Genomic DNA, 17,818 nt, shown 5'->3' on the forward strand with positions numbered 1-17,818 from the left:
GGGCTGGATGACTACCTTGAGACAAAATATATCTGTATCGGTGGTTTAAACCGTTAAGCGTATTGTTTCGTTATCTAACGTGTTGTTGTCTCTATAGGTAACGACACGTTTTTTTGTTCTTATACGATGATAATTGGCACCTGATCTTAGGTGTGCAGGAGGTAAAATGCCGCATTTTATTATGGAATACTCAGCTAATCTTGATGATGACTTAGACATCCCAGGGTTATTTGAAAAGCTGAACGAAACAGCCATAGGTACCGGTGTATTTCCTATTGGAGGCATTCGCACACGCGCTATTCGTTGTGAGCATTTTCGTATTGGCGAAGGCGACCCAGAAAATACCTTTGTTCATCTAACGGCAAAAGTGGGTTCAGGGCGTGAGCCTGAAGTGCTTAAGGCAGCATCCGATAAGGTGTTTGAAACCTTTACCGCGTACCTTAAACCTGCATTTGATAAACGCTGGATGAGCATCGGTTTTGAAATGATCGAGCTACACCCAGAGCGTAATTATCGAATGAACAACATCCATAAAAAACTAGCAGATAAGAAGTAAGTTTTTAGGTGTGAGTTATGTGTTTGTTTTATGCTCACTCCCGCATGATCTTAGACAGCGTTAGCCGCCGTCCTTCGGTCTCTGAGAAGCGAAAGTGGCCTTCCACAAATACAGTTTCACCCAAAAATAAGGCCACTCTCTCTTGAGGAAATACCTCGACCCGATTTAAATCTTCGTCTTCTATCCAGTAGTGTAAAGGAGCCTCGAAGCGGCGAACTATGCCTCGGGTGATGACTTGGCTGTTATCAAAACTAGCAGCACGCTCTGCTAGCATCGCCAAAGACACTTGCTTAGGCTTTGCCATATCGCTGCAGCCCACAAGAACGAGAGTGGCAAGAAGTACTGCCACCAAAGATTGAAGAGCTCTCAAGTAATATCTCATTGAGCGGTCCTGTGATGGGTTTTAATAAGAGAAGTGATACACCATTTAAAAGAGGTATATTTTGCTTGGAAATCTGTAATTGAGTTCACTGTTGGTTACTTTACACCTGTGTTCGATGAAAAGTTACTTAAAACCCCTAAGAGAAAATCAATTGACTGTATTGGAGCTCTAACGTGGGATTCATTTATAATTCGTTTCATCGTGGTTGCTCAAGCAGGGTGATGATGCCTCCAGCCTACGCCTCATATGATGTTTTTGTTCATCAGCTCGCAGTTTTTCGTCCGGCTTCCTCCAAACCCTGCCTCACGGTTAAGCTCTTGCCATTCGCTAGTAGTTAACATCTAATGGCGATATAAATCGCTATGGATGGTGACCTTCCTACAGAGGACTTTCACCTCATTGGTTCATGCCCATACTGGGCGTACACAAGGCCACGAAAAATCGCCACAAAAAGACGTGGGCTAGACGCTCGTAAACTCGCGCCTTTTATGGGTAAGACCACTTTCTCTCTTAGATACGTTGCTCAACCATTTACATTTAAGGAAGTACGATGCCAACTCAAAATATTAATAGTGTTGTCTCAGTTATCCCCGTAAAGAACTTTGAGCTTACCCTTGAGTGGTATAGAAAGTTGTTTGGGCGCGATCCAGATGTTGTGCCTATGGAGGGTATTGCAGAATGGCAGCTTGTAGAAAACGCATGGATTCAAGTATCAATTGACCCGGAACGCGCTGGCAGTACAACAGTAGTAATTGGTGTAAATGACATAGAAGAACAGAGTAAAGCTTTTTCAGACGCTAATTTGCCCATTGGAGAGATTGTAGAGTATCCAGAAATTATCAAAATGGCGGAAATAATCGATCCGGAAGGAAATAAAATTTCTTTTGTTCAGGACATTTCCAATAATTCTGGTAATTGACAAGCGCTAAATATTTTATTGTTTAAATAAAAGCTAACAAATTTCTTCAGTTAACGCCCAAACCTTGCACTCAATTTGTACCTGCGTTTCGCGAATATTTTCACAAATTTTACAGGAAGAGTGCTGTGCTGATGAATGAATTAAATCATACTTAAGAAAAGCGACTCTATATTTCCTTGGGGTCGCTTTGCGACTGAAGTGGTTATGAGCAGAACCAGATTGAGCATTTAGGCAGGCAGATGCCACAAGCAGGCACCAGATATGGTGATCATTTTGAAACGAGCTGCGTTAGTCAGGGGTGTGCCTGGGTAGCTGCATCTGCGCGGCCAATCAGTTGTTGTATACCCAGCGCGACTACAAGAGACAAAATGATGCTAACGACAACGCAAGCCGCTGCTGGAAGATCATAGAGCCAAGCCGCTGTTAATCCAGCAACAAAACCCATACAGCCGACTAAGTATGACCAAAATTTGGACTTGTTATGCACAATAGAAGCCAGCGCTGGAGCTATCAGGCAAACAAACACCAGATAGATACCTGCTTTAACAACAGAAAGGGTGATTGTGACTGCAAAAACCAGATAAAAAAAGCGCTCTAGTTTTTCCGGCCAAACATGGGCAAGTAACTGCACAAATACAGCAGCCAGAACGAGCAGAGTAAGGTCTTGCCAAGTCAGCCAGAGAATATCTCCACTTAATGTACTGGTTAACAGCTGGCCGCCCTTGGGCTGCCCGGACACCAGTAGTACTAATGCTGAAGCAGCAGTTACGTATATTAAGCCGATAAACGCTTCACGCCACTCTGGAAAGTTTCTATTAACCCAGGCGACTAATCCGACACCTAACAAGGCAAACAATATTGCCATACCTTGTAAAAGCCACTGGTTATTATCGTGCCTATGCATCTGGCTTGCTAATACTGTCCCTAGTGCAGCAACTTGCGCAATCGCAAGATCTATAAAAACAATTCCTCGCTTGAGTACTTGATAACCTAACGGAATATGGCTTGCCATAATCAATAAACCTGCAACTAATACAGGTAATCCTATTTCGAGTATCTGCACTACTGAGCTTCCTGTAGTTGAGTAAGAAGGTGATCAAATAAACGTTGGAGGTTATTGATATCCCCTTTAAGATCAACTGTTGCAGGTAGGTTCAGGTGTTTAATCTCTGTCTTATCGGACAACCAGCGAGCGGCTCGATCGTTTTGATACCAGTTTGTAAGGATAGCAACCGGCTGCTTTTGGCGGGCTTCCTCAATCAGAGATTGTGCATGCGCCATCGTTGGTGGCACACCTGGCTTTGGCTCCAAATCAGCAATAGCATCCATACCTATCCAGTTAATCAGATAACTAAAGCTTGTATGTTGCACAACAACAGGCTGGCCTTTTAACTTCGCTGCTTGCTGTTTCCACTGTTGCAGCGACTGCTGCCATTTGATTTGCCATTTTGCCAGCGCCTGCTGATAGATCAGGCGAGAGCCAGAATCAATGATCTGTAAACGTTGGCTAATCACCACCGCCAGTTTTGATAAACGATCAGGATCTAAATGGAAGTGTGGATTGCCTTTCGGGTGCACATGTTTGGTACTAAAGAATTCAGTTTCATGTTTCTCTATTGTCTCAATAAATTGAGACAAGTAGAGCATGCCATCGGCACCATTCACGATCTTTCGGTTAGCCGCGCGCTTTTGTAATGCGGGAAGCCAGCCGGATTCCAGGCCGGCTCCACTACAGATTACTAAATCAGCTTTTGCTATCTTCGAGATCAAGCTGGGACGCGCTTCAATATAGTGCGGGTCCTGGTAGGCATGAGTAGCGCTAAATACTTTAGCGCCAGGCGCTAATTCCTTACTGAGAGCAGCCCATTCCGGCTCGCAGGTGAAGATGGTTAATGCTTGCGCGGTATTAACCAGCGCAAACAAGCTGAGAGCAAATATCTTAGAAGCTATGCGCAGCATGTGCACCGAATCCAACTTGGTAATGAAATGTAATGGCGTTATCTGTCCCTTCCATATGGTCAGCATCTTGATGTTTATATTCAAGACGCAGTCGCTGTGTATGAGTAGGCATCCAACTCAGCATCACACTTGTTTCAGTTAAACGGCTCGCTTCCCATTCATGCTCACCATCGTGCTCGTGCTCTTCTGCCAGGTTTACACGACCGTGGCGAATGCCAGTCGCCCAGTTTTCATCAAACTGATAAACTCCAGATAAATACCAACCATCATAATGATCAAATTCTGCACCATAAATGTCATCAACATAGGCATACTCAGCCGCTAGCTTAACTTGCTGTTGCCGATTATTTCCCTGTGGTGCCCATTTCCATACCAGGTCTGTTAAGTAGAGCTTTTCCCCTTGAAACTCAGCTCCATGAGCATGGCCTGCATGGTCGTGCTCTTCGTGATCATGCTCTTCATGTTCATCGTCGTGATCCTCTTCATCCTCGTGATGACCTGACGTTTGAGTTTTATTACTCAGGTAGCTTACTCCCATCTGCCAGCTTGCGTTATTGCCGATATCATCACCAAACTCAGTAGATAGCGTCCAGGTACCAATACTAGATTCTGAGCCTTCCTCGCCAAATTCATCACCCGTAAAAGCTCCTGCGCTCAAGCGCCAGTACCGATCTGTAGGTGCCAGCCAACTAACACCGATACCATCATCAAAGTAATGGCCACCTAAAAAGGCTCTGTACAGCAAAGGCCTTTCGCTGAAATTGTCAGAATGGCTGTGAGTCGCATTAAGATAACCGATGTCTGCTAAAAAGCGTCCGGCTGTAACATTTAGCCCCCCTGGTAGCGCAGAAGACTGAAGATAAGCTTCTTCAAGTTGAAGATCACTTTCTTGCTCATTCCACTCACCGACCAGGGCCATGTGTGCTGTCGCAAAGTTAGCAACATCCTGTGATAGGCTTAATTCACTGTGACTCGAACCAAACCCTTCAGTTCGCCCTCCCAAAGCCGTAGTTTCTGATTTGTGATAGGCATCCAGAATTACCCCTACCTCAAGCGCATTAACAACATTTGCCTGCGAGCAAAGCACAGCCGTAGCCAATGCCAACGCTTTTCTTTTCATTCCTGAACCTCTAAACTTTACTGTTATGTTATACTATAACATTGTAGATTGTTTTTGATTTCATTGAAATAGGTGATTGTTGTGGGTGCTACGGAACGAGTAGAAAGTAATGTTTTTATAAAGCGTTACCAGAGTGAAGATAATCATAAAACAGGGGATTCCCCAGAGGTGATGACAACTATCTATGAAGAACAAATAAATCTAGTTGTATTACAGCGGTCGCTGCCTGATGAAGTCACGAGCTACTGCGAAAAACTAGTAGATAACAACCCAAACTTTAATCTGCGCTCAGTTTTTAAGCATAAGACGACAACACAGTCGCTTATATCCTTAGTACCGGATTTGGCGGGACAATCCGCATTTATAGAAGATCTGACTTTGTTATTGGACATGTACTCCTGCTTGTTCGACCTGGCTGAAGTTGGTCTGAGATTGCAAGTGTTAGACCGAGCGATGTGTCCCCGCTTCCATACAGATAAACTAGGTTGTCGTCTGGTCACCACGTATTATGGACAGGGAACGGAATGGCTCGGCGGTTACGGTGTGGATCGCACGAAACTCGGTGCAGGTAATATGGGATTAAGCGATAAGGAATCGGGTCTATACCATAATGCTGCTAGTATTCAGCAAGCTAGTCAGGGTGATATTCTACTGTTAAAAGGCGATGGCTGGTTTGGCAATGACGGATTTGGTGCGGTTCATCGATCTCCAGCCGTTGCTCCAAATGAGAGGCGCGTTGTTGTAACGATGGATTTTGCTTGAGAAGAGATAGATCTAAACGTCAATCCAATCGGCCGTGCTGGCCTTAATGCCTCGGTAATAGCAATAGGCTGCGAGTATCACCATGCACAACAGAACGATAGGAAGTACAACAAGCCCCATTAGCATGAGTACCGGTGTTAATTGAGCCATGAGTGAGCCTATCAAAAGCTGAAGAAAGCCGAGCATTCCTGTAGCAGTAGCCTTGGCACCGCGGGTAGCGGATATAGCACTGGCTTGGGCATTAGGCTGGCTTAAACCTCTGCCATACGTGAACAAAGCCATCGGTAGAAATAAGCTCAAGTAGCTGGGTGTTTCTACTATGAACAAGCCAAGCATTAGTAGGCTTCCTATACCAGAAATATAGTTTCCTAGTCTTATCATTCGGTCGGTGCCCGCTTTTGCGGATACTCTTCCAGCCGTCAGGCTGCCTAACCAGAAGCCACCGGCCACCAGTATGAACCAATTACCATAATCCACTGCGCTGCCTTGCATATACTTAGCTACAACAAAGGGAGCGCTAGTAATAAAGATAAAGAAACCACACGCTATCATGGTGCACGATAGGGCGTACCAGAGGTAACCGGGTGAAGACAAAACGCTGTTGTAGCGCTTAAAGCTATCAAGGAGGCCTCTGTTTTGCTGATCAATCTGATTTGATTCTGGCAGGTACAGAAGTGCTCCTAGCCACACGATTGATCCCAGAATCATAGAAAGCCAGAATACGCTTTGCCAACCAGCGAGCAGATTAAGATAACCACCCATGGTAGGCGCTATTGCCTGTGCAGTAGCAATACCTAAAGTGATATAGCCGAGCATGCCAGCGGCCTGATCTTTTCCGTGTTGATCTAAAATAATACTGCGCGCCAGTAGCATACCGGTACAACCTCCGGCGGCTTGTAGCACGCGTGCTAACAATAGTTGCCAGACTTCAACAGCCATAACACCGAGTACACATCCCGCGATATGTAGGATAAAACCCCATAGTAGTACTGGCCTGCGACCATAGCGATCGGCCAGAGGTCCGCTGATTAGCTGGCCAATAGCAAGTGTGAAAAGGTACAGGGTAAAGCCCAGCTGGATAGTGAAAGTACTGGTGTTAAATGTAACAGCCAGCTCCGGCATGACCGGAGCAAAGATATTAAGCGCAACAGGGCTGGCTATCGCCATGCCAGCGAGCAATGAAACCGGTGTTGTAGGCGTCGATTTATTTTTAAAGGCTGAAAACAACGTTGACTTGTCCTGTGCCAGAGCTAGGGAAATATTCACCAATTATTTCTCCTTTACCCTGATACTCATCCCATCCCAGTGCGCCAAACAGCATGGCTGTATCGTGCATACCGCCTTCGCCAGAACAAAGGTTTGCATAGTCAGGGAGCATTTTTAAGAAGGTAGCAGTATCGCCTTGTTGCCAAAGGTCTAAAACGCGAAGATCAACCTGGCGGTTAAATTCTTTGGAGATTGTAAACGTACCATTGTTTGCTTCGTAATCCTCATTAGCCCAAATCCGGTGAGATAAAGACCCTGAAGCAAGTACCATTACTTTACTATCACTGGCTTCAATAGCTTCACGAATAGCTTCGCCAAGGATACGTGATGACTCAAGACTATGAACGCTACACCAACCAGAAATAGAGACGATTTTTAGGTCAGCTTCTTGGTTCATATAATACATAGGCACTAAGGTGCCATATTCAAGTGTAAGTGAGTCAACTTGATGGGAGAGTGTATAAACGCCTTTATCTGTTGCCTTCTTTGCTATTAAGTCGCCAAGTTCAGGGTTGCCTTGGTAATCGTATTCCATGTTCTGAATAAAGTGAGGAAACTCGTGGCTGGTGTAATTGCCTTTAAAACGGCTATTAGAATTTATATGGTAACCGTTGTTCACAAGCCAGTGGGTGTCTATAACCACTACTGTATCGGCACCTGCTTCTCGGGCACGACGTGCAATCTCTTTATGCCCATCAATGGCTTGCTTGCGACAGCCTTCCAAACGTCCGGGTTGCTCCGATAACAGCATCGTTGGCACGTGAGTTATTTTAGCTGCCAGTACAATCTCGCCCATTGTGTTACCTCACTTAGTATTGATATCAGTATAAGCCATCTGGCTGTGTGCTTTGCACCTAACCGCAAATGGATGACTAACGGGATTATTAGTTAATATATTAAGTACATGCGCAAATATTAGTTAACATGTTATCTATTGTCAATAGGGGAGGTAAGAATCAAACGTGCTGATCATGGTATGAAAGACAATATAGGGTGGTTCTAAGACCGATGCTTTACAAACCCGATAGGGATATACGGGTTTGTAAAAAAAGAATCACTAAGGCTTGATTGAGGCTAATTCTTGCAACAGTTTTGAAAGCTGATCTAGTTTTTCTTTACCAAAACGCTCAGCAAATAATTGATAGTGCGCGTCGACTTCTGGGCTGATTTGCTCGAACAGTTGTAAAGCTTGTTCTGTTAGTTTGATGAGAGTGCGGCGTTGGTCTTCAGATGATTTACGTCTCTCAATGTAACCTTGTTGTTCGAGCCGCTTAATGATGCCTGTTAAACTCGGGCTAAGAATGCAACAAAGATCTGCGAGTTGTTTTGATTCAAGTTCGTCGTAAGCCTTCAGTGCACGAAGAACACGCCATTGCTGCTCGGTTAGGTTGTTTTTCTGTAATAACGGGCGGAAAAACTGCATGGATGCTTCGCGAGCTTTGAGCAATTGTAACGGGATAGAGTCTTCAAACTTACGCATTATTAGTCTTCTCAATTAAGAATAGCTAATTGTTACGGTTAAAGGGTTCTTCTGCAAGCGCTTCATGTCATTGCAGCAATCATCCTGTAATGGCTGTCAGCATACGCAATATTTTTGCGGGCTTATAAATAGATGCCGATCACTTTCTTGTTTTACGGATATCCGAATCTAAATCTTCAGGGTGTACCACTAAGCCTAGCTGATCTTCTTGAGGAGCAATCACCACAAGGAATTCATCTTCCACAAGGCCTGCTGTCCAACGATGTTGCCACGTTTTTAACGTAATGGCTTGTGCTTCACACGTTTGCCACTCGCCATTGGCCCAGTTGCTGGCGTCAGCTTCATTCGCCCAAACCGGTACGCAATCTTCATCATCTGTATTCAGCATGACGCAACCATGAGTGTCGGTAAGAATCCAAATCTCTTGTTGGCTGCAAATTTGTTGCAGAAATTTCTGATAATTTGCTTCGTTATCTTGCTCGCTCATAGGGCACCGTTAAGAAAATTGTTACGCGTGAAGGCGTAAGCTGTTATTAGGTGCGCATAGTGTCGGCTTGCACAGGTGGTGTCAATTACAAACAGATATTTTCCAGTTGAATTAGTGATTTGCTGAGTGTTTTAAATTTTAACTATTAAGGTTAAAGATTTAATCAATTATAAGTGTGGAGAGCTCCTGTTTATAGTGTGCTCAAGTCTGAAATAAATACCGTAGGTAAGACTTCCTAGTAATTTGATTGATGAGGATTAAGCGCATGAGTGGTGAACAAGGTAAATGTCCTGTGATGCACGGGGCGCATAAACAAGTGGCTACAGGCAGTAAAGCGAATCAACACTGGTGGCCAAACCAATTAAACTTGAAGGTTCTTAGCCAAAATACGCAAGAGAATAATCCATTAGGTGCTGACTTTGACTATGCATCAGCTTTTAACTCGCTTGATTTAGATGCATTAGCTAAAGACCTAGATGCTCTTATGACAGACTCTCAAGATTGGTGGCCGGCGGACTATGGCCATTACGGACCGCTATTCATTCGTATGGCATGGCACAGTGCCGGTACTTATCGAATCTATGATGGTCGTGGCGGGGCGGGCACAGGCTCACAACGTTTTGCCCCTCTCAATAGTTGGCCTGATAATGGCAATCTTGATAAAGCTAGGCGCTTACTCTGGCCGATCAAACAAAAATATGGCGATAAAATATCTTGGGCCGATTTAATGATTTTTTCTGGAAATCGAGCTTTGGAAACAATGGGTTTAAAAACCTTTGGTTTTGCCGGAGGACGTGTGGATATATGGGAGCCTGAGGAAGATATTTACTGGGGGCCTGAAACGCAATGGTTAGGTGATAAACGTTATAGCGGTCAGCGTGAGCTTGAATCACCCTTAGGTGCTGTACAGATGGGCCTTATTTACGTTAACCCAGAAGGGCCGAACGGCCATCCTGATCCATTGGCATCGGCTCATGATATTCGAGAAACATTTGCTCGTATGGCCATGAATGATGAAGAAACCGTTGCGTTAATAGCAGGGGGGCATACCTTTGGTAAGGCTCATGGGGCAGGTGATCCTAGTTATGTCGGTGCAGAACCAGAAGGTGCTGGTATTGAAGAGCAAGGTCTAGGCTGGAAAAATTCCATGGGCAGTGGTGTCGGTAAAGATTCTATTACAAGCGGCGTTGAAGGTGCTTGGACTAGCAACCCAACGCAATGGGATAACGGTTTTTTTGATGCGCTAATGGGGTATGAGTGGGAACTCACCAAAAGCCCCGCCGGTGCCCATCAATGGACGCCAACCGCAAGCTCGAATGCTACTGGTGCTCCAGCGGCACATGGTCCTTCTCGCCGTGAAGCACTGATGATGACAACAGCGGATATGGCATTAAAGCTAGATCCCATATATGCGCCTATTTCACGTTATTTCCATCAAAACCCAGCAGCTTTTGCCGACGCTTTTGCAAAAGCTTGGTTTAAGTTAACTCACCGTGATATGGGGCCATATGTACGTGGTCTTGGGGATTTAGTACCTGTTGAACCACAATTATGGCAAGACCCAATACCGTTAGCCACACATGCTTTAATTGACGAAGCGGATGCCGCTTCTATTAAAACAGACATTCTGGCGACAGGCTTAACCATTGCACAGCTAGTATCAGCAGCGTGGGCATCGGCAGCCAGTTATCGGGGCAGTGATATGCGCGGCGGTGCCAATGGCGCACGCATTCGTCTTTCACCACAAAAAGACTGGGTTGTGAATAACCCTCAAGATTTAGCCGAGGTGCTACACACGTTAGAAACTATCAAGCAAACGTTTGATAGTGCACTCACTAATGATAAACAAGTCTCCATGGCGGATCTGATTGTTCTAGCCGGTTGTGCGGGTATTGAAGCGGCCGCTAAAAATGCAGGTGTTGATATAACAGTCCCTTTTAAACCGGGCCGGACAGATGCTAACCAGGCACAAACTGATGTGGAATCGTTTTCCGCGCTACAACCGGTTGCCGATGGATTCCGTAACTATATTGTGAGCCAACATGTTCGTCCAGCCGCTGAGTTATTGGTCGATCGAGCACAACTGTTAACCTTAACGGTACCAGAAATGACAGTGCTAGTCGGCGGTATGCGGGTGCTGAATACCAATACAGATCAAACCCTGCACGGTGTGTTTACACACCGCACAGAAGCCCTATCAAATGACTTCTTTGTTAACTTGCTAGATATGACTACACAGTGGAAAAAATCGACAGTGGAAGCTGGCGTATTAGAAGGCACTGATCGACAAACAGGCCAATTAAAGTGGACGGCCACAGAAGTTGATTTAGTGTTTGGTTCTAATTCACAGCTACGTGCAGTTGCAGAGGTGTATGCCGCTGCTGATGCAGAATTGAAATTTGTTAACGACTTTGTGGCCGCATGGGTAAAAGTTATGGAGTTGGATCGTTTCGACCTCAAATAAACCTATGCTTTTTATTTAGCGCTTAAAATTATGAGTAACCTCAGTATTTACTGAGGTTACTTTTTTAATCGAATCTGAAAATATATATTTAACACATAAAAGGACTTATTCACTTCAACATATCTGATTTTTTAACAGCTGTCAGTGTTGGGGCTATTTTGGGATTCCTGATTATATTCCAGCATTACTATCAGACAATTTGTTTTGTGGTTGGAGATTTAATCTCCTTCTTATCAAATAGAGTTGTCGAGTTGTAAGCGTCTAATAGTTAATGCTAGAGGCTAGAAATCAATAAATTCAATATGTTAGCTACAGATAATCAAGTAACTTCTATAGAGCGATAGTTGGGAATGGTTTTTATATTTTTAGATGAGCTATGTTGAATCGTTTAAAAATGTATCATCGCAATTCTAAAATTTTTGATACTAGCTATCTTCTGTGGAGTCATCAAAACGAAAGCTGGGTATATTCGCTTTAGCAATGATAATCAGGACGAGGCCGGCGGTAAAAAAGAAAAAGGCGGACGCCATATAGCTGGCAGAAATCACATCTTCCATACCTAACTCTCGTGATTTGATAATGAGCATTATAATGCACAACACGCAGAGAACTTGGCTGATAATACCCGATACGAGAGAGGTCTTTTGTAGAAAGCTTTTTTTCTTCATAGGAGTATCAGTGTTTTCGATTGGTAAAGGAATAATCATACCACTTCATGACAATGCATGCTCACAAATAGATGAGCATGCAATCTCTTCTATATACATAAAATTGATATATATCGTTTTTTTGATAACGGTAGAATGCGCTAATAGCGTTATACATTATATTGGATTTATCTTATGTTTAATTTAAAAGCTTTTCTCGCAGGCCTTGTAACAGTTGTGATTGTCGGCCTAACACTACAATTAGCATATGTGCTAATTGCCACTTATATAAGCTCTGCAGATACAGACGGTTTTTTCACGATATACCAAAGCGAACTTTGGTTTGTTTCTGCTCTAACCGTTTATAGCCTAACAATGCTAGCGGGTGGGGCAGTAACCGCTTTCTTTAGTAGCACACCTGGTTTTTTGACACCCGCCGTGGTTGGTTTATCGACAAGCCTAGCGTCACTACTCGCTTCTAGTAAAGGAGATGACATTAGTTGGGTAAGTGCAGCAATGGTGTTGGGAAGTGTTTGCTTTTGTGTTCTTGGAAGTAAGTTCACATGGAGTAGAATCTCCAGAGAAGAATTTGAAGAGCCTGTCTGATAAAATTATGTTTTGATAACTGAGTGTTGAACGTAAAGCGCTCAAATAAGTAAGCGATACGGAGCTGTATATGAAGTTAAAGGGGAAAATAAGACTTATTATTGTGGCAGCTATAGTGTTTGTAGCCTTGGATGCAGCAGTCATTGCTTACATATTTTTTCAAAAATAAGGGGCTATATCTGCGTTTTATGCTGTTTAGAGAATAAACAAACCAATGTTTGAAATAATTTTAAACATGTGTTTATAGTCATTGTGTAGAGGGGGAGTTTGTTTAATATTTAGATTTCTGATGTCCCTGTATATTTTTAAAAATACATATTTACTGTATTCGATCTGATGAAAATATAAGGCGGTATATTATGGCGCGTCGAAAGTTTAGACCAAACATAGTTACTTGGCATGAAGCACAGACTGATGTTTTAGTTCCTTCTGATGATCCTCTATTCAATGATAATTTAATTCTCGCAGAAGGGGACTCATGGTTTACGTTGGCGGGAATACCAACTTCTAATTTATTGTTTTCTATGCGCTTTTCAGCTTCAACCCTTATTGTAAACTGCGCTAAACCAGGCGATACAATAATCAACATGTCTGATATTCTTAAAAACTCATCTTTTATAGATGCATTGCCTGACAAACGTTTTTCATGGGATTTATTATTAATTAGCGGCGGGGGTAATGACCTTATAGACGAAGCTAAAAATATAATACTGTCTAAAAATGCAAGAGCCGGTAATGATACAAATGACATTGAAGGCTATTGTGATTCGATGATTCTGAAACAAGCAATACAGAATATTCAAGATAGCTTTCGAAAAATAGTACAGTTAAGAGACGCACCTCTGAGCTCTTCATGCGGAAAACCGATCCTAGTTCATACATATGACTATTTTGTACCGCGAAAGGCTCCTTCACGTTTCTTTCCTTTTTCAATATCCGGCCCTTGGTTATATCCAGTATTTTTAAAAGCAGAGATCCCAAAAGGAATATGGATAAAGCTTGCTCAATTCCTTGTTGATAGACTAGCAGAGGGGATTATCGAGTTAAGCGAAGGCAGCAATAAGCTACCAAACTTTCATGTAGTTGACACGCGAGGCTCTCTCGTTAAAGCAAAGCTAGGAAGTGTTGGTGAGAGCAATGATTGGTTAAATGAAATTCACCCAGACAGTGATGGCTATAGGAAAATATCAAAGAAAATTGATGCGAGAATCACAGAATTAGGTTTCTTAAAATAAACAAATTTTTCATTTAATTCTTTGTTTCGTACTCACTAGAGTGGAGTCATTGATAATGAAGAGCACTGGCGCATTACCTCCCACCATTGATCACCATACCAGCAGGCTAATTGTTGGCCTTATTGCAATATCGCTTGCTCCTCTTACCAATATATTATCTTTAGAGGTGCAGCTTGATTCTATCAGTGCCTCATATCATGAAGGAGGCTGGGCACGAGATATCTTTGTAGGTTTTTTATTCGCTATTAGTGCTTTCCTTTTATCATATAATGGCGAGTCGAAAACAGAAGCTATTCTAAGCAAGGTTGCAGCAGTATCAGCTTTAGGCGTGGCATTATTTCCGTGTACATGTGGAGGCGACCATGATCTGCTGCTACCGTCGGTCCATTATATTTCTGCAGCCATAATGTTTTTAATTTTGGCATATTTTTGTTTGTGTTTTTACACTAAGGCACTTAGTAAAGGTCATAGCGAAGCAAAAATAAGAGCGTTTATTTATGGGGTCTGTGGAGCATTGATTATATTATCCATAGCTGTTTTAGCCATTGATAGCATGTCTGATGGGTCTATCAGTAAACTAACACCGAGGCTTACATTCGTACTGGAGAATATAGGGCTTACTGCTTTCGGAATTGCTTGGCTCACTGCAAGCCGTATGTTTCCATTTATAACCTCAGAAGAAGAACGGCTAACAATAAAACTGACGAGTGGCTAGGAGATTTATGTGTCAGCATTTATTAGAAGGGAGAATGAGAGGGTGTCTACCATATAAAAAACATCTGAACACGTGTTGCTTTCTGATTTCCTTAAGGCCGTTGCTTTCGTCATGATGGGTGCTACTTACTCGCATTAATTGAAGATGAAATCATAGTACTCAAATCTGTATGTAGTAGTGAGATAGAATATTTAGTTCGATAAAATGCAGGATCAAAACTGTATTAAAAATACAGATAAAACGATACATAATACATATTTTTATTCTCATCGGGTTTCCTCAATAGCAATGTTGATTGGAAATAATACATTCTGGGAGTGTGCGTACATTGCACGCAGTGTCACTTTACCCACGAAAAAGAATTCTTCGACGCTCTCCGCACGAAAAAATCAACTCAACCAAGTCGGCTTAAAACGCTAATACTAAAATTGTTATTCCTGTGATTAGAGAGCAATGCATGAAATAGATATGGCTATTGGGGTTCCAGATAATGTCATAAATAGAATAATATACAATTTAACATAATATACATTATGCGAAGTTATATATAATAGAAGATATACCGTAATTTGAGCATTTGAAAAGCTGTTAGTACTTACTAATCAAATATCAATTCGTAAAGAGCTGGCCTAAGCCTTACTAGAATTATTGGAGAAATTCTTTCGTACGGAGAGTAGCAATGATTTGTTTTGTGCAGGCCAAGTATCACTGAGCTGCACGTACGGCACTTCAATTAGTAAGAGTTTGCTAAATGATCGATCGGTTTTTTAGCTGCAGATTCGTGTCGCTCTACTCTTGTTGTGTGTAAGTATTGAGATGTGGTGTTGATGCTGTCATGGCCGGCATCTGCTTGAACATGTGACAGAGGTCGATTGTTAATATTTATATCGTGTGATATTCCGGTATGACGAATGCTATGTGGTGTCATTTGCCGCATTTCGACGGCGTCTTGCTCAAAGCCATCTTTGTTCGCTGCATTAGCTGCTAGATCAAAAACTAAGCTGATCTGTTCTCGTAGCTGGCGAATACCCAAGTTGGCATTTAATAAACCGACGTCACGGCCACGTCCTGCTGCGCGGTGTCGAATAAATAGTGGCGTGTTTTCATTAGGTGCTGGTAATGGACTTAAGCCAAGAAAACAGCGATATCTTTTTAACGCTTTAAGTAGTTGGCTTGACACAGCAACCGTTCTTTTTTTGCCGCCTTTACTGCGTGGAATATGAAATCCCCAGACTGATGTTTTAGTGTCTCGACGAAATTGTCCCATCATTGGTGAAAACCCAGGACGTGCAGCTGCTTCTGAAATACGTAAATAACAGCTGTACATTAAGCTCATTAAAAACAGGGTGCGTTCGTGTGTTTCTGGGTCAGATTCAGCCAGCTTAATGGATGTGGATATGACGTAAGACCACTGTAGCTGTGTAAATGAGCGAACGTCTTCATCATCTTCATTCATTACTAAGTTTTGTGAACTCGACTTAAAGCGTCCACTTTTCATCAGCATCATAGCGGGGTTTCTTTCTGTATATTCCTCATTTATAAGGTAACTAAAAAATGAAGATAGAATAGCTAATTTTGTTTTTATTGCTTTATCTGTGATTTTGTAAGGCTGTTCTATGCCCTCCTTTTTTTTACCTAAAAATGGGCGCCATTGTTCGTTCGGAATTCGTTCATCGATATCTTTATCTAATAAGAACTGGGCGACATTTCGGTAGGCAATCAGATGTTTTGGTGGTTTTATGCAATAGTCGATATAGCGTAATAGTACTCGCCGCGTAATATCTGAAACGCTAACGCCTTCTTCTATAAAGCTCCAATAAAGAAATGTGGTTAATTCACTTCTATAAGTTTTATAGTTATTCTCACTATGTCTTTGTTCTAGTAGCCAATCTACTGCATGTTCGTATATTAATGCTGCATCGTTAACCTGATACATTGTAATGTTTGCAATGAACTGGTTAATGCTAGGGTTCCCATCTTCAAGATGGATAATAGAGTCAAACAAAGGTAAAGCAGGTGGTTGATTTGGCATTGATTTCACGTTGATATTATTTCAACTAGTATAGCAATAACAATGCCTTATATGCGAATGCCGATAAATAGCATTATCGGCATCATCTAACAGTATTTGTTCTTTTAATTACCATTTACTATTTCGTCGACGTGATCAACACATTCACCACAACGCGGTTGCAAACCATGAACAGCAAAAATCTCACGATACTCTGTTTCTCCGTAATCGATAGACTCTTGTATGTCATTTATATATAAGTCATTACAAGTACATACCAATGTTGGATCTGCCTCTTTGCGATCGCTGTTCATGATGATCCACGTATATCTTATTAAAAATGTATTTTATAAGTATTTTAATTTCCCTGCTGTGAATTCGATACACTCAAGGTTGCGGATTATTAATAGTGGAATTAATCATTAGCGAGTTATTCATTTTTTTGTATCGTAGGACCACAAAGGTATTTACAAACAAGCTCTTCCAAAACGCCCTGTTTATCTAGTCTATCTATACTTGCGTTCATATCGGCCAATTTATCTTTAATTTTACTGTTTACCCGAAACGATACAGGGTTGCTTGCATATGGCAGAGAGGTTTCATAATTTAGATTTTCTTCTCGTTGATAGTAAAGCGCAACAGCCTCTTTCATTAAACCAATGTTGTTCCATCCACGATGTACACGTTGTGCTATCTGCCACTGATTGGTGAAGTCTTCACGTATTAAGCTATCAGGTACTGTGTTTCCTCGAACTGTAGCAACTCGCTGCCCTGCTAGATCTTTAAGAATAAATACGGGAAAGGAGAGTTCTGGACGATAGATAATTACTTCATTAACAACACTAAATGAACGCGTAAATAACGATACTTTTTTAATTTGGGGTCTATCATCAATGTTTGCAGATACTCCCATTTCAATATCAATCTCACCTATTTCAAAATATCGGCGTAGTCGCTCTTGAGATAAAGGTTCAAATGATAAGTTAAATTTCAAGTCATTCGCTATTAAACGTAATGTGTCAGGGTAAATCCCTTGATACTCCCCTGCTTTATCTTGCCAGAAAAATGGTATCTGCCCTGGTGTTGGCACCCCTACGCGTAATACCTCCGCTATGCTTATGTTGCTGAGCATCAATAAATATATACCTATTGTTTTCATAAAGAATACTTTATAGCGCTAACCTTGCTAAGAATAATAAGAATTGGATA

19 protein-coding genes are annotated in these 17,818 nt (G+C 42.2%); 7 read left to right on the top strand and 12 right to left on the bottom strand.

Annotated features, from left to right (window positions below; all coding sequences use genetic code 11):
• The first annotated feature begins 166 nt into the window (after positions 1–166).
• Positions 167–556, top strand: coding sequence for a 5-carboxymethyl-2-hydroxymuconate Delta-isomerase (locus tag QZZ55_RS16140; RefSeq protein ID WP_293268453.1), 390 nt, complete (start codon positions 167–169; stop codon positions 554–556).
• Between the two features lie 34 nt (positions 557–590).
• Here the strand turns inward: QZZ55_RS16140 and QZZ55_RS16145 are convergent, their stop codons facing one another.
• Positions 591–938 carry a hypothetical protein gene (locus QZZ55_RS16145; protein WP_293268454.1) on the bottom strand — a complete coding sequence of 116 codons (348 nt, stop codon included), beginning with the start codon at positions 936–938 and terminating at the stop codon, positions 591–593.
• Positions 939–1,488: 550 nt separating this feature from the next.
• Between QZZ55_RS16145 and QZZ55_RS16150 the strand changes: the two genes are divergently transcribed.
• Positions 1,489–1,857, top strand: a complete 369-nt coding sequence (locus QZZ55_RS16150; RefSeq protein ID WP_293268455.1) for a VOC family protein — start codon at positions 1,489–1,491, stop codon at positions 1,855–1,857.
• A 292-nt stretch (positions 1,858–2,149) separates the two neighbouring features.
• Here the strand turns inward: QZZ55_RS16150 and QZZ55_RS16155 are convergent, their stop codons facing one another.
• The 3 genes from QZZ55_RS16155 to QZZ55_RS16165 are packed head-to-tail and all read right to left on the bottom strand — an operon-like array spanning position 2,150 to position 4,936.
• On the bottom strand, positions 2,150–2,920 hold the full coding sequence (locus QZZ55_RS16155; RefSeq protein ID WP_293268456.1) for a metal ABC transporter permease: 771 nt from the start codon (positions 2,918–2,920) through the stop codon (positions 2,150–2,152).
• Complete coding sequence (locus QZZ55_RS16160; protein ID WP_293268457.1) at positions 2,920–3,816, bottom strand: zinc ABC transporter substrate-binding protein; 897 nt, start codon at positions 3,814–3,816, stop codon at positions 2,920–2,922. The genes QZZ55_RS16155 and QZZ55_RS16160 overlap by 1 nt, the downstream gene beginning before the upstream one ends.
• Positions 3,797–4,936 (bottom strand): outer membrane beta-barrel protein, encoded by a 1,140-nt coding sequence (locus tag QZZ55_RS16165; RefSeq protein ID WP_293268458.1) that lies wholly within the window; start codon positions 4,934–4,936, stop codon positions 3,797–3,799. Before QZZ55_RS16165 ends, QZZ55_RS16160 begins: the two co-directional genes overlap by 20 nt.
• 81 nt (positions 4,937–5,017) lie before the next feature.
• On the opposite strand from QZZ55_RS16165, the gene QZZ55_RS16170 reads away from it, so the two are divergent.
• A complete protein-coding gene (locus QZZ55_RS16170) occupies positions 5,018–5,698 on the top strand; it encodes a DUF1826 domain-containing protein (protein WP_293268459.1) in 681 nt (226 codons plus the stop codon).
• 12 nt (positions 5,699–5,710) lie between these two features.
• Here the strand turns inward: QZZ55_RS16170 and QZZ55_RS16175 are convergent, their stop codons facing one another.
• From QZZ55_RS16175 to QZZ55_RS16190, 4 genes are all read right to left on the bottom strand, one after another.
• Positions 5,711–6,964: a multidrug effflux MFS transporter gene (locus QZZ55_RS16175; RefSeq protein WP_293268460.1), complete on the bottom strand. Its 1,254-nt coding sequence runs from the start codon at positions 6,962–6,964 to the stop codon at positions 5,711–5,713.
• Positions 6,909–7,760 (bottom strand): 3,4-dihydroxyphenylacetate 2,3-dioxygenase, encoded by an 852-nt coding sequence (gene hpaD / locus QZZ55_RS16180; protein WP_293268461.1) that lies wholly within the window; start codon positions 7,758–7,760, stop codon positions 6,909–6,911. The genes QZZ55_RS16175 and hpaD overlap by 56 nt, the downstream gene beginning before the upstream one ends.
• Positions 7,761–8,021: 261 nt before the next feature.
• Positions 8,022–8,444: a homoprotocatechuate degradation operon regulator HpaR gene (gene hpaR, locus QZZ55_RS16185; protein ID WP_293268462.1), complete on the bottom strand. Its 423-nt coding sequence runs from the start codon at positions 8,442–8,444 to the stop codon at positions 8,022–8,024.
• Between the two features lie 139 nt (positions 8,445–8,583).
• Positions 8,584–8,931 carry a DUF2750 domain-containing protein gene (locus tag QZZ55_RS16190; RefSeq protein ID WP_293268463.1) on the bottom strand — a complete coding sequence of 116 codons (348 nt, stop codon included), beginning with the start codon at positions 8,929–8,931 and terminating at the stop codon, positions 8,584–8,586.
• A gap of 265 nt (positions 8,932–9,196) precedes the next feature.
• Between QZZ55_RS16190 and katG the strand changes: the two genes are divergently transcribed.
• On the top strand, positions 9,197–11,395 hold the full coding sequence (gene katG / locus QZZ55_RS16195) for a catalase/peroxidase HPI (protein WP_293268464.1): 2,199 nt from the start codon (positions 9,197–9,199) through the stop codon (positions 11,393–11,395).
• 425 nt (positions 11,396–11,820) lie between these two features.
• Here the strand turns inward: katG and QZZ55_RS16200 are convergent, their stop codons facing one another.
• Positions 11,821–12,102: a hypothetical protein gene (locus QZZ55_RS16200; RefSeq protein WP_293268465.1), complete on the bottom strand. Its 282-nt coding sequence runs from the start codon at positions 12,100–12,102 to the stop codon at positions 11,821–11,823.
• Between the two features lie 135 nt (positions 12,103–12,237).
• On the opposite strand from QZZ55_RS16200, the gene QZZ55_RS16205 reads away from it, so the two are divergent.
• The 3 genes from QZZ55_RS16205 to QZZ55_RS16215 all read left to right on the top strand — a co-directional run bounded on the left by QZZ55_RS16205 (position 12,238) and on the right by QZZ55_RS16215 (position 14,598).
• Positions 12,238–12,648 (top strand): hypothetical protein, encoded by a 411-nt coding sequence (locus QZZ55_RS16205; protein ID WP_293268466.1) that lies wholly within the window; start codon positions 12,238–12,240, stop codon positions 12,646–12,648.
• A gap of 359 nt (positions 12,649–13,007) precedes the next feature.
• Entirely contained in the window at positions 13,008–13,883 is an 876-nt protein-coding gene (locus QZZ55_RS16210; RefSeq protein WP_293268467.1) for a hypothetical protein, read from the top strand.
• A 55-nt stretch (positions 13,884–13,938) separates the two neighbouring features.
• Complete coding sequence (locus QZZ55_RS16215; protein WP_293268468.1) at positions 13,939–14,598, top strand: DUF998 domain-containing protein; 660 nt, start codon at positions 13,939–13,941, stop codon at positions 14,596–14,598.
• Positions 14,599–15,331: 733 nt separating this feature from the next.
• Here QZZ55_RS16215 and QZZ55_RS16220 read toward each other — a convergent pair.
• The 3 genes from QZZ55_RS16220 to QZZ55_RS16230 form a co-directional block, all read right to left on the bottom strand.
• Complete coding sequence (locus QZZ55_RS16220) at positions 15,332–16,630, bottom strand: tyrosine-type recombinase/integrase (protein WP_293268469.1); 1,299 nt, start codon at positions 16,628–16,630, stop codon at positions 15,332–15,334.
• Between the two features lie 104 nt (positions 16,631–16,734).
• A complete protein-coding gene (locus tag QZZ55_RS16225; RefSeq protein WP_293268470.1) occupies positions 16,735–16,923 on the bottom strand; it encodes a (2Fe-2S)-binding protein in 189 nt (62 codons plus the stop codon).
• 116 nt (positions 16,924–17,039) lie between these two features.
• The gene (locus tag QZZ55_RS16230) at positions 17,040–17,768 is read right to left on the bottom strand and encodes a transporter substrate-binding domain-containing protein (protein ID WP_293268471.1); all 729 of its coding nucleotides are present in this window, start codon (positions 17,766–17,768) and stop codon (positions 17,040–17,042) included.
• Positions 17,769–17,818: the final 50 nt, after the last annotated feature.

The sequence above is a fragment of the Neptunomonas sp. genome (genome assembly GCF_016744175.1).
GTDB lineage: Bacteria > Pseudomonadota > Gammaproteobacteria > Pseudomonadales > Balneatricaceae > Neptunomonas.

Coding starts and splice junctions, on each gene's coding strand:
- QZZ55_RS16190 (WP_293268463.1), bottom strand. CDS start 8,931: ATGAGCGAGCAAGATAACGAAGCAAATTATCAGAAATTTCTGCAACAA.
- QZZ55_RS16165 (WP_293268458.1), bottom strand. CDS start 4,936: ATGAAAAGAAAAGCGTTGGCATTGGCTACGGCTGTGCTTTGCTCGCAG.
- QZZ55_RS16230 (WP_293268471.1), bottom strand. CDS start 17,768: ATGAAAACAATAGGTATATATTTATTGATGCTCAGCAACATAAGCATA.
- QZZ55_RS16215 (WP_293268468.1), top strand. CDS start 13,939: ATGAAGAGCACTGGCGCATTACCTCCCACCATTGATCACCATACCAGC.
- QZZ55_RS16220 (WP_293268469.1), bottom strand. CDS start 16,630: ATGCCAAATCAACCACCTGCTTTACCTTTGTTTGACTCTATTATCCAT.
- QZZ55_RS16145 (WP_293268454.1), bottom strand. CDS start 938: ATGAGATATTACTTGAGAGCTCTTCAATCTTTGGTGGCAGTACTTCTT.
- QZZ55_RS16140 (WP_293268453.1), top strand. CDS start 167: ATGCCGCATTTTATTATGGAATACTCAGCTAATCTTGATGATGACTTA.
- hpaD (WP_293268461.1), bottom strand. CDS start 7,760: ATGGGCGAGATTGTACTGGCAGCTAAAATAACTCACGTGCCAACGATG.
- QZZ55_RS16200 (WP_293268465.1), bottom strand. CDS start 12,102: ATGATTATTCCTTTACCAATCGAAAACACTGATACTCCTATGAAGAAA.
- QZZ55_RS16210 (WP_293268467.1), top strand. CDS start 13,008: ATGGCGCGTCGAAAGTTTAGACCAAACATAGTTACTTGGCATGAAGCA.
- QZZ55_RS16150 (WP_293268455.1), top strand. CDS start 1,489: ATGCCAACTCAAAATATTAATAGTGTTGTCTCAGTTATCCCCGTAAAG.
- QZZ55_RS16225 (WP_293268470.1), bottom strand. CDS start 16,923: ATGAACAGCGATCGCAAAGAGGCAGATCCAACATTGGTATGTACTTGT.
- QZZ55_RS16160 (WP_293268457.1), bottom strand. CDS start 3,816: ATGCTGCGCATAGCTTCTAAGATATTTGCTCTCAGCTTGTTTGCGCTG.
- QZZ55_RS16205 (WP_293268466.1), top strand. CDS start 12,238: ATGTTTAATTTAAAAGCTTTTCTCGCAGGCCTTGTAACAGTTGTGATT.
- hpaR (WP_293268462.1), bottom strand. CDS start 8,444: ATGCGTAAGTTTGAAGACTCTATCCCGTTACAATTGCTCAAAGCTCGC.
- katG (WP_293268464.1), top strand. CDS start 9,197: ATGAGTGGTGAACAAGGTAAATGTCCTGTGATGCACGGGGCGCATAAA.